Origin of the sequence: Arenimonas sp. SCN 70-307 (assembly GCF_001724815.1) — a bacterium.
Lineage (GTDB): Bacteria > Pseudomonadota > Gammaproteobacteria > Xanthomonadales > Xanthomonadaceae > Arenimonas.
Window position 1 is genome coordinate 1 of the sequence record NZ_MEDO01000017.1, and the last position, 10,840, is coordinate 10,840.

At 71.0% G+C, this 10,840-nt stretch carries 6 protein-coding genes and 1 pseudogene; 2 read left to right on the forward strand and 5 right to left on the reverse strand.

All coding sequences use genetic code 11. The features are described 5' to 3' along the window. Positions 1–112 precede the first annotated feature (112 nt). The 3 genes and pseudogenes from ABS41_RS09825 to ABS41_RS09835 all read right to left on the reverse strand — a co-directional run. Positions 113–3,421: pseudogene (locus tag ABS41_RS09825) on the reverse strand (NahK/ErcS family hybrid sensor histidine kinase/response regulator); the annotation flags it as partial. A gap of 16 nt (positions 3,422–3,437) precedes the next feature. Further along, entirely contained in the window at positions 3,438–4,514 is a 1,077-nt protein-coding gene (locus ABS41_RS09830; RefSeq protein ID WP_290593531.1) for a PHB depolymerase family esterase, read from the reverse strand. Then, on the reverse strand, positions 4,511–6,763 hold the full coding sequence (locus ABS41_RS09835) for a TonB-dependent receptor (protein ID WP_290593439.1): 2,253 nt from the start codon (positions 6,761–6,763) through the stop codon (positions 4,511–4,513). Before ABS41_RS09835 ends, ABS41_RS09830 begins: the two co-directional genes overlap by 4 nt. Before the next feature lie 157 nt (positions 6,764–6,920). Between ABS41_RS09835 and ABS41_RS09840 the strand changes: the two genes are divergently transcribed. Together ABS41_RS09840 and ABS41_RS09845 are read left to right on the forward strand one after the other, a co-directional pair. Then, entirely contained in the window at positions 6,921–8,318 is a 1,398-nt protein-coding gene (locus tag ABS41_RS09840) for a GntP family permease (RefSeq protein WP_290593441.1), read from the forward strand. 79 nt (positions 8,319–8,397) lie between these two features. After that, positions 8,398–9,111: an FKBP-type peptidyl-prolyl cis-trans isomerase N-terminal domain-containing protein gene (locus ABS41_RS09845; RefSeq protein WP_290593443.1), complete on the forward strand. Its 714-nt coding sequence runs from the start codon at positions 8,398–8,400 to the stop codon at positions 9,109–9,111. 15 nt (positions 9,112–9,126) lie between these two features. On the opposite strand, the gene ABS41_RS09850 is transcribed toward ABS41_RS09845, so the two are convergent. Further along, the gene (locus ABS41_RS09850) at positions 9,127–9,747 is read right to left on the reverse strand and encodes a trimeric intracellular cation channel family protein (RefSeq protein WP_290593445.1); all 621 of its coding nucleotides are present in this window, start codon (positions 9,745–9,747) and stop codon (positions 9,127–9,129) included. A gap of 10 nt (positions 9,748–9,757) precedes the next feature. After that, complete coding sequence (locus ABS41_RS09855) at positions 9,758–10,600, reverse strand: DUF817 domain-containing protein (protein ID WP_290593447.1); 843 nt, start codon at positions 10,598–10,600, stop codon at positions 9,758–9,760. Positions 10,601–10,840: the final 240 nt, after the last annotated feature.

Genomic DNA, 10,840 nt, shown 5'->3' on the forward strand with positions numbered 1-10,840 from the left:
AAGATCAAGGTCATAAAGCGGGTGGCCTACGGCTACCGCGATGACGCCTACTTCTTCCTGAAGATCCGGGCGGCCTTCCCCGGACTTGGGTGAAGAACCGTATTTTTTCGGTGAGCAGGCGGGACATCACGGATTTGAGCGCCAGCGGCTTGAGCGGCTTGTGCAGCAGCACACAGCCGGCGGCCGCGACGGCGTCGCGCACTTCGGGGTCGTGGTCGGCGGTGATGATCACGCAGGGGCGCGCGGGCATGCGGGCGAGCAGTTGCTCGCGCAGGGCGAGGCCAGTGAGGCCGCCGTCGAGGTGGAAGTCGAGCAGCACGAGGTCGGGCACCGCGGCGGCGATGCAGGCCAGCGCCTCGTCGGCGCCGCGCGCCGACTGCACCTCGCATTGCCAGCCTTCGAGCAGCGCGCGCATGCCGCGCAGCACGTCGGGGTCGTTGTCCACCACCAGCACGCGGCCGCGCGTGGGTGCAGGCATGGGAACCACTGGCTCGGCGGGCGTCTCGGCTACGGGTGCCGCCAGCGGCACGGTGATCGAGAACACCGTGCCGCGCCCCGGCCAGGAGCGCAGGCCCAGCGGATGGCGCAGCAGGCGCGCCACGCGCTCGGCGATGGCCAGGCCCAGGCCCAGGCCCTGCCCGCCTTTGTCGAGCCGGCGGAACTCCTCGAAGATCGCCGACTGGTCGGCCTCGGCGATGCCCGGGCCGGTGTCCCAGACCTCGATCGCCAGCTGGTCGCCGCGCCGGCGGCAGCCGACGAGGATGCGGCCGCGCGCGGTGTAGCGCACCGCATTGCCCAGGAAGTTCTGCAGCACGCGCCGCAGCAGCTGCGGATCGCTGCGCACCCAGGCCGAGCTCGGCACCAGCTGCAGCTGCAGGCCCTTCTGCGCGGCCAGCACGCTGAACTCCGCCACCAGCGGCTGGAGCAGGCCCGACAACCGGAACGCCGCGGGCTTGGGCTCCATGCCACCGGCATCGAGGCGCGAGATGTCGAGCAGGCCCGAGAGCAGGCCTTCGGCCGAACCCAGCGCGCCGTCGATATTGCACAGCGCCTCCTGGTGCGGCGTGCCCTCGAGCTTTGGCGCCAGCGCGTGCACGAACAGGTGCGCGGCATTGAGCGGCTGCGCCAGGTCGTGGCTCACCGCCGCCAGGAAGCGCGACTTGGCGCGGTTGGCGCGCTCGGCCTCGGCCTTGGCGCCGGCGAGTTCCGCCGTGCGCTCGGCCACGCGCTGCTCCAGCGTTTCGGCCACCGACTTGAGCTCGGCCTCGTTGCGGCGGAATTCGGTGACGTCGGTGAAGGTGGCCACGAAGCCACCGCCGGGCATCGGGTTGCCGCGGATCTCCACCACCGCACCCCCGAGCTGGCGCTCGGCCACGTAAGGCGTGCCGGCGCGCATGTGCTCGATGCGCTTGGCCACCTCCCGGTCCTCGGGCCCGGTGCCGGCCAGGCCGCGGCGCACGTTGTGCGCCACCAGCTCGGCCACCGGCATGCCCACCTGCAGCAGTTCCTCGGGATAGTCGAACAACTGCGCATAGCGGCGGTTCCAGGCCACCAGGCGCAGCTCGGCGTCCACCACCGAGATGCCCTGGCTCATGTTCTCCAGCGCCGCCTCGAGCACGCGCTGGTTGAAGCGCAGCGCCTGCGAGGCTTCGCCGACGATGGTGGCCACGGTGTCGAGGTCGGTGCCCTGGGCGCGCCAGGCGGCGTCGAGCAGCAGCCGCGCCGAAGCGGCGCCCAGCACCGCGCCCAGCTCGCGCTCCACCGCCTCCCGCGCCTCGGTCGGCACGGCCTGCCCCGCCGGCACGCCGGCCAGCAGCGCGTCCACGCGCGCGGCCGGCAGGAAGCGCACGGCCACCTCGCGCAGCGCCTCGCGCGAGAGCGCGCCGCCGGTTTCCGGCGTGGCCACGTCCAGGCGCGAGGCCAGCATCCAGGGCAGCAGCGCGCCGGCCACCAGGCTGATCACCGTGGCGCGCCCCACGCGGCTCCAGTCGCCCAGGCCGAACATCTGCTCGGGCGAAAGCCAAGCCCAGCCCAACGGCCCGTCCGACAGCCACGCCGGCGAATGGCCCGAGGATTCGGCGAACGCCGGCACCAGCAGCACCCAGCACCACAGCGCGAACGCGACGACGAGGCCGGCCAGCACCGCACGCGCCGGCAGTTGCGGCCGCCACACGGCGAAGGCCACCGCCGGCGCCAGCGTCGCCAGCGCCGAGAACGACAGCGCGCCGATGTCGGCCAGCGCATCCGAACCGGCCACCAGGCGGCTGTAGCCCCAGGCCAGCAGCACCACCACCAGGATGCCGATGCGGCGCTGCGCCAGCACCGCGCCGCGCAAGTCGGCGCCGGCACCGCCGCCCCAGCGGCCGCGCACCAGCAGTGGCGCCAGCCAGTGGTTGGAGATCATCACGCTCAGCGCCAGCGTGGCCAGGATCACCATGCCCGTGGCTGCGCTCAGGCCGCCCAGGAAGGCCAGCAGCGCCATCGCCTCGGCGCCCTGGGCCAGCGGCAGCGCCAGCACGTACAGGTCGGAGGGCACGCCTACCGGCGCCAGCAGCTGGTCGCCGGCGCGGGCGATGGGCAGGATGGGCAGCGCGATGGCGAGCATGTACAGCGGGAACAGCCAGCGTGCCGTGCGCAGCTCGCGCTCGCCGCGGCACTCGACCACGCCGACGTGGAACTGGTGCGGCAGGGTGAACATCGCCAGCGCGCCGAGCAGGATCAGCGCCGGGAAGCCCGAGGTGCCGTCGGCCGGCGGCGGCGGGATTTCGACATCGGGGAGATCCAGGCCGAACACCACGAAGGCGCCCAGCGCGAGCATGGCGCCGAGCTTGAGCAGCGATTCGACCGCCATCGCCAGCACCAGTCCGCGGTTGTGCTCGGCGGCCGACACGCGGCGGGTGCCGAACAGCATCGCGAACAGGCCCATCGCCAGGGCCACGTAGAGCGCACTGTCCTGCCAGGCCGGCGGCGAGAGCTCGGAGGCGCGGGTGAGCAGGCCGTAGCTCATCGCCACGGCTTTGAGCTGCAGCGCCAGGTAGGGAACGATGCCCAGCAGCGCCACCAGCGTCACCACCGCCGCCAGCCAGGAGCTGCGGCCCAGGCGCGTGGCGATCAGGTCGGCCAGCGAGGTCGAGCGGTTCTCCCGCGCCAGCCGCAGCAGCTTGAGCAGGAAGCCAAAACCCAGCACGTACAGCAGGATGGTGCCGAGGAAGGTGGGCGGGATCGGCCAGCCCGAGCGCTGGGCCTGGGTGACCGTGCCGTAGAAGGTCCAGGACGTGCAATACACCGCCAGCGACAGGCTGTAGACCACCGGCCACTGGCGGGCCAGCAGGCCCGGGCGGCGCTCGGCCCACAGCGCGGTGCCGAACAGCAGGCCCAGCCAGAGCAGGCCGGCGCCGACGACCAGGGCGTCGGTCAGCACGCCCTGCCCCGCGGGCTCATGGCATCGGGGCGCCGAGCGCGCTCATGGCCGCGGCCAGCCAGCGCGGCTGCGCGCCGCGCCGGGTGTCGTAGTCGGCGCCCGTGTAACCCCACCAGTCCCAGCATGCCTTCGGATTCAGCGGCAGGTAGCTTGATCGCGTTTGAGGATACAGCACCGCCACCTGGTGCACGTCGGCCCAGCGGTTGAAGCCGGCGTCGCGCACGAAGGCCTCGCCGATGTTGCCGGCGTGCTGCTGGCAGCCGTGGAAGGCCACCAGCAGGCCGCAGCGCCCGCCCTCGGCGCAGGCCCGGGGCAGGTAGAGGTAACCCTCGTCGGCCAGCAGCGGGTCGGTGCCCTCGGCGACGTAGGCGGTCTGGTCGAAGCGGCGCAGCTCGCCGGTGGGCTCGCCGGCCGACGCGGCGGGCTCGCCGAACAGGCGGGCCATCAGCTCGCCCGCGGCGTCGAAGCCGCAGCGGCCGAGCCAGGGCTCGCCGCCGAGCTCGCAGTCGATGCCTTTGTCCAACGTGGGCAGCAGGTGCGGGAAATCGCGGTCGGTGTCGAAGCTGACGGCGATGCCGCCGGCCTCGTCCGACAGGCGCTGGTACAGCGCGCCGGACGCGAGCGACACCTCGACCGCGACGATGCTGTCGGCCTTGCCGTGCAGCACATGCACCGCGTCGCCGGCCAGGCCGGCCAGCGGATCGATGTCGCCGGCGGCGGCGCGCTCGCGCACGCGGGTCGCCAGCGCATCGGCGTCCGGCGGCGCCGGCGTGGCGGTCATGCACGGGCCCAGCGCAGCCTCGAGCGAGCCGCCGGCGCAGCCGTAGGGCCCGCCCGCCACCAGCGCGGCGCCGCGCAGGCGGCTTGAATGGATGAAATGGAACTGGGTGGCCATGTAGGCACCCGAGGACACGCCGGCGACGGCGACGCGCCCGGGGTCGATGTCCAGCGCCGGCAGCGGTTCGGCCGGCGCGGCCGCGCAGCCGGCCACGAAGGCGGCCAGCGACGCGCAGATAAAAACACGGGCCGCATGGGCGGCCCGTTGGGAAAAATCCCGGGGAAAGATCACCATCACTCGTGCACGCCTGCTCAGAAGTTGAAGCGCAGCGAGGCGTAGTAGTTGCGCGGCGCGCCGTAGTACGCCGTCTGGATGCCGCCGATGGACGAGAACTCCTGGCCGTCGGTCTTGTAGACCTCGTCGGTGAGGTTGCGCACGCCGGTGCGCAGTTCCCAGCGACCGTCGGCCGAATCCCAGCCGGCGTAGAGGCCCGCCAGGGTGTAGGCGCCCTGGCGCAGGCCCGGGGCGTTGTCCACGCTCAGCCAGGTTTCGGAGCGGTGCGAGACGTCGCCGCCGATGGTCAGCAGGCTGCCGCCCGGCAGTTCGAAGCCGTGCTGCAGGGCGATGCGGCCGGTGAAGTCCGGCGAGAACGGCACGTTGTCGTGCAGGTTGGCCAGGGCCGGGTTCACGACCACGCGCGGATCGTTGAACTCCTTGTAGCGCGCGTTCATCCAGCCCAGCTGGGTCGAGAGCAGCGTGCCCTCGCCCAGGCGCGCCACGCCCTCGAACTCGATGCCGTCGATGGCCAGCTCGGCGGCGTTGAGCACCGGGAAGGCGAAGTTCGGGATGGGGTCGTTCGGGTTGATGATTTCCGAGACGCGGGCCTGGAAGTCCTTGTACTGGCTGTGGAAGGCGGCGATGCGGCCCGTCAGGCGGCCGTCGTCCGAGCGCATCTTCAGGCCGGCCTCGTAGGTCCAGACGAACTCGGGCTCGAAGGCGCTGATCTCGGTGGCGGCGTTGGCGCGGCCGTTGAAGCCGCCGGCCTTGTAGCCGCGGTTGGCCGAGACGTAGCCCATCATGTTGTCGCTGAAGGCCTTCTGCAGGCCCAGGCTCGGGGTCAGCGCGGTCCAGCTGTCGGAGATGGTGAACGCCAGCGCCGGGTTGGCATTGCCCAGCAGGTTCGAGAACGTCGAGGTGGTGCGGAAGTAGTCCTTGCTGTCCTTGGTGTAGCGCAGGCCGGCGGCCAGGGTCCAGCTCGGGGCGAACTCCCAGTCGAAGTGCGCGAAGCCGGCGACCGACTTGTTCGACAGGTCGTCGTCGATGGTGCGCAGGAAGCTGATCGGCAGCGCGCCGAAGCGCAGGAAGTCGTCGGCGTAGGCTTCCTGGTGCGAGGGCACCTGCTCGTCCATGTAGTACAGGCCGAAGATGGCCTGCAGGTTCGAGCCGTTGTCGTACTGCAGCTGCAGCTCCTGGCTCACCTGGCGCTGGTCCACGCCCACGAACACGTCGCCGAGCTCGAACTCGGAGGCGTCGATGTCGATGTACGAGGCGGTGTCGAGCTTGCGCCAGGCCGTGATCGACTTGGCCTGCCACTGCTCGCCCAGCTGCCACTGCAGGTTCAGCGCGGCACCCTTGTGGGTCATCTTCTGGCCCTGGCCGGGGCCGAAGGAGGTACGGGTGCGGAAGTCGTACTCGCCGGTGGTGGGCAGGCGCAGGATGTTGATGCCGCCGGCCAGGTTCACGGCGTACAGCGGCGCCACCGGCTGGCCGAGGGTGAGCGCGTTGTCCTGGTTGGTGTAGTCGAGCGCGACGCTGCCGGTGAAGGTCTCGCCGGCGCGGAAGGCGATCTTCAGGCGACCGGCGGAGGTGTCCTCGTCGTTGAACTCACGGCCCGTGACCGGGTCGGTGACGTAGCCATCGCGGGTGATCCTGGCGGCCGCCAGGCTCATGGCCACCGAGTCGCTGAGCTGGTCGGAAATGTAGGCACGGCCCTCGATGCGGCCGAAGTTGCCGGCGGTCAGTTCCACCGAGCCGCCCTGGTCGTCGAAGGGGTTGCGGGTGGTGATCTTCACCGCGCCGCCGGTCGAGTTCTTGCCGTAGAGCGTGCCCTGCGGGCCGCGCAGCACCTCCACCTGGCTGACGTCGAACAGCGAGAACAGCGCGCCGTTGATGCGCGAGTAATAGACGTCGTCGACGTACATGCCCACGCCCGGGTCGAAGGTCTGCAGCGCGTCGGGCTGGCCGATGCCGCGGATGAAGACGTTCACCGAGTTCGAGGAACCGCGGCCCTGCACGATGTTCATGTTCGGCACCGCGCCCTGCAGGCCGTCGATGCTGGTGGCCTGCAGGTCGCGCAGCGCGTCCTCGCCGAAGGCGCTCACGGCCACCGGCACCTTGTCGATGGACTCGGCGCGGCGGCGGGCGGTCACCTCGATGGTGTCGAGCGTGGCGGCAGTGGCCTGGCTGCTGTTCTCGTCGGTACCGGCGGTGTCCTGCGCCTGCGCCTGGAGGGCGACGAGGGACAGGGTCAGGCCGATGGCCAGGCTCAGATGGTTGCGCTTCATGGATTCCCCTTGCACGACGTTCATGCGGCCGGACGGCCGGTTGCACGGCAGACTAAGGCCCCGCCCCGCCGGCGGCACCTGTACCTTGGTACAAGTGGCCCGCGGGCCGCCCGCGCCGGACACTCGCCCCCTGGCCTAACCCTGGGGAACCGAAGGCATGTCCTTCCTTATCGTACTGGCGGCGCTGTGCTTCCTGATGTTCGTCGCCTACCGCGGCTACAGCGTGATCCTGTTCGCGCCGGTGGCGGCGATGGGTGCGGTGCTGCTCACCGACCCGTCCCTGGTGGCGCCGATGTTCACCGGCCTGTTCATGGACAAGATGGTGGGCTTCCTCAAGCTCTACTTCCCGGTGTTCCTGCTGGGCGCCATCTTCGGCAAGCTGATCGAGGTCTCGGGTTTCTCCAAGTCCATCGTGGCCGCGGCCATCCGCCTGTTCGGGCCCGAGCGCGCCATGCTGTCGATCGTGGCGGTGTGCGCGGTGCTGACCTACGGCGGCGTGTCGCTGTTCGTGGTGGTGTTCGCGGTCTACCCGTTCGCGGCCGAGCTCTTCCGCCAGGCGGACATCCCCAAGCGCCTGATCCCGGCCACGATCGCCCTGGGCGCCTTCACCTTCACCATGGACGCGCTGCCGGGCACGCCGCAAATCCAGAACATCATCCCGACCGGCTTCTTCGGCACCGACACCTGGGCGGCGCCGGTGCTGGGCACCATCGGCGGCCTGTTCATCCTCGCCGTCGGCATGGCTTACCTCGAGTGGCGCCGCCGCGTGGCGCGCGGGGCGGGCGAAGGCTACGGCACCGAGCTGAAGAACGAGCCGGCGCCCTTCGCCGGCGACAAGCTGGCCAACCCGTGGATCGCGCTGCTGCCGCTGGTGCTGGTGGGCGTGAGCAACAAGCTCTACACCGGCCTGATCACCAGCCACTACGGCGAGAGCCACAGCTTCGAACCCTCGGTCATCGGCAACGCCGCGCCGGTGGTGCAGGAAGTGTCGAAGGTGGCCGCGATCTGGGCGGTCGAGGCCGCCCTGCTCACCGGCATCCTGGCCGTGGTGGTGCTGGGCTGGAAGGCGGTGAGCCGGCACTTCGCCGAAAGCACGCAGCCGGCCATTTCCGGCGCCCTGCTGGCCTCGATGAACACGGCCTCGGAGTACGGCTTCGGCGCGGTCATCGCCGCCCTGCCCGGCTTCCTGGTGGTGGCCAACGCGCTGGGCGCGATCCCGAACCCGCTGGTGAACGAGGCGATCACCGTCACGGCGCTGGCCGGCATCACCGGCTCGGCCTCGGGCGGCATGTCGATCGCGCTGGCGGCGATGTCCGACACCTTCATCGCCAACGCCAACGCCGCCGGCATCCCGATGGAAGTGCTGCACCGCGTGGCCTCGATGGCCAGCGGCGGCATGGACACCCTGCCCCACAACGGCGCGGTGATCACCCTGCTCGCCGTCACCGGCCTGACCCATCGCCAGGCCTACAAGGACATCTTCGCCATCACCATCATCAAGACGCTGGCGGTGTTCTTCATCATCGCGCTGTACTACGCCACCGGCTGGGTCTGAAAGCGGCGCTGGAGCCGGGGCGCGGGCCGGGTTAGCGTGGCCGCACGCGCCCGTCCGGGCGCTCCACGGAGCCACCCGCATGCGTCTTCGACACCCCCTGCTCGCCGCCTTCGTCGCCCTGGCCCTGTCCGGCGGCGCCACCGCCCAGGACACGACCAGCGAAAAGGGAAAACTCAGCTACGCGCTGGGCTACTCGACCGGCCAGGACATGGCCCGGTTGATCAAGCGCGGCGAGCAGTTCGACATGGCCACCTTCATGAAAGCGGTACAGGACGCCACCGCGGGCAAGGAACCGGTCGTGCCCCGCGACCAGCTCCAGGTCGCGGTGGACAGCATGCAGCGCCGCGAGATGGCGCGCGCCAAGGCGGAGTTCGATAAGGTCTCGGCCGACAACAAGACCCGCAGCGAGGCCTTCCTGGCCCGCAACCGCGGCACGCCGGGCGTGCAGGTGCTGCCCAGCGGCCTGCAGTACCGCGTCATCGAGGCCGGCAGCGGCCCGCGGCCCACGCAGGCGAGCGAAGTGCAGGTGCAGTACAAGACCACGACGCCCGACGGCCAGGTCATCGCCGACACCGGGCAGCCCATGGCCGGCCAGCCCGCCGGGCCGCTGACGATCAGGATCAGCGAGGTGCAGATGCCCGGCCTTCGCGAGGCCCTGCTGTCGATGCCCGCCGGTTCGCGCTGGGAGGTCGTCCTGCCGGCGAACCTCGCGGCCGGCACCGACCAGGACGCGGGGCGCCTGGTGAACCAGGCCCTCGTGTTCGACCTCAGGCTGCTGTCGGTCAGCCCCTGAGCCGGGGGCGGTGGCTCAGGCCGCGTCCGGCGGCCGGGCCACGGGCAGGCGCCAGCCGCGGCGGATGGCAAACAGGCGCAGGCCGGTGCAGGTGAGCACGCCGGCCACCACCACCGGCGTGAGCGGCAGCTCCAGCGCCTTGCCCAGCACCACCACGCCGGCGCCGGCGAGCGCGGCGATGGCGTAGAGCTCGGCCTTGAGCACGGTGGGCACCTGGGCCACGAGCACGTCGCGGATCATGCCGCCGCCGATGCCGGTGAGCATGCCCAGCAGGATCGCGCCCACCGGCCCCAGGCCGAAGGCCTGCGCCTTGAGCGCGCCGGCCACGGCGAACACGCCCAGGCCCACCGCGTCGAGCGACTGCACCGGGTTGCGCCAGCGCTCGATCGCACCGGCGCGCCAGAACGTGAGCAGGCCGGCGGCGATGGCGATGCCGATGTAGCGCCAGTCCTGCAGCGCCGCCGGCGGCGTGGCGCCAATCATGGTGTCGCGCATCAGGCCGCCGCCGCAGGCGGCGACGAAGGACAGCACGAGCACGCCGAACAGGTCGAGCCGGTGGCGCACGCCCACGAGCGCGCCGCTGAGCGCGAACACGAAGGTGCCCAGCAGGTCGAGGATGACGAGGATCAGGTCCATGGCGGGTCCTTCAGTCGGGCACGTGGATGCGCGCCTTGATGTGCTTGAGTCCGGCGACGAGGGTGAAGGTCATCACCACCAGCAGCGCCCACGAGCTCCACTTGCCGATGTGCACGGCAGCCCAGGCACCGACCTGGTTGGGGTAGCTCCAGACGTGGAAGAAGGTGCTGAGGTTCTCGGCCAGCCAGACGAAGAAGCCGATGAGCACGAAGGCCAGCAGCAGCGGCATGCGCCGCACCCGGTCGAGCGGGCGGAACTCGACGGTCGTGCGGGCGTACAGGCCCAGCAGCAGCGCCGCGAGGTACCAGCGGAAGTCGCCGATGAAGTGGTGGGTGAAGAAGTTGGCGTAGACCAGTCCGGCCGCCAGCGCCGCCATCCAGTACGGCGGATGGTGGCGGATGCGCAGGTCGAACAGGCGCCAGGCCTGGATGACGTAGCTGCCGACGGCGGCATACATGAAGCCCGCGAACAGCGGCACGCCCAGCACTTTGCTCAGGGCCGGGTCCGGGTAGCTCCACGAGGCGATGCCAGGCGAGACCTTGAAGGCCTCGAGCGCGAAGCCAAAGACGTGGAACAGGCCGATGGCCTTGGCCTCGTCGCGGGTCTCGAGCCCGGTCCACAGCATCCAGGCCTGCACGGCCAGGGCCCAGACCAGCAGCAGGTCGTAGCGCGCGATGCCCAGCAGCCCCTCGCGCGGCACGGTGAACACGGCGGCGAAGAACAGCACCACGAACAGGCAGGCCCGCGCCTCCTTGGCGCCGAAGTACAGCAGCTCGCGCAGCCAGCGCGGCAGCCGCGCCAGCGGCGGCCAGGGCCGGGTGGACTCGAAGTGGCGGTCGATGGCGTCGATCATCGCGGGCACCAGCCTGAAGGGACTTGCATCCTGGGGCAAGCAAATGGCGTTTCGCGGGCAAGGAAAGGGATGCCCTCCCAGCTGAGGGTACGGCGCCGTCGTCACCGGGAAAGCGAGGGTCGATTCCTCCTCCGTGAAGCCTTTATGTCGGAGGAATCGACCCTCGCTTTCCCGGCGCCGCCGGTGCGTGCCGGCGTGGGCGCCCAACGGAAGGCGCGTGGCCGCGGGCTTCGATGCTTG

Bases quoted from the DNA above. Each gene is read 5' to 3' on its own strand.
- ABS41_RS09855 (WP_290593447.1), bottom strand. From the start codon at position 10,600: ATGATCGACGCCATCGACCGCCACTTCGAGTCCACCCGGCCCTGGCCG.
- ABS41_RS09840 (WP_290593441.1), top strand. From the start codon at position 6,921: ATGTCCTTCCTTATCGTACTGGCGGCGCTGTGCTTCCTGATGTTCGTC.
- ABS41_RS09850 (WP_290593445.1), bottom strand. From the start codon at position 9,747: ATGGACCTGATCCTCGTCATCCTCGACCTGCTGGGCACCTTCGTGTTC.
- ABS41_RS09835 (WP_290593439.1), bottom strand. From the start codon at position 6,763: ATGAAGCGCAACCATCTGAGCCTGGCCATCGGCCTGACCCTGTCCCTC.
- ABS41_RS09845 (WP_290593443.1), top strand. From the start codon at position 8,398: ATGCGTCTTCGACACCCCCTGCTCGCCGCCTTCGTCGCCCTGGCCCTG.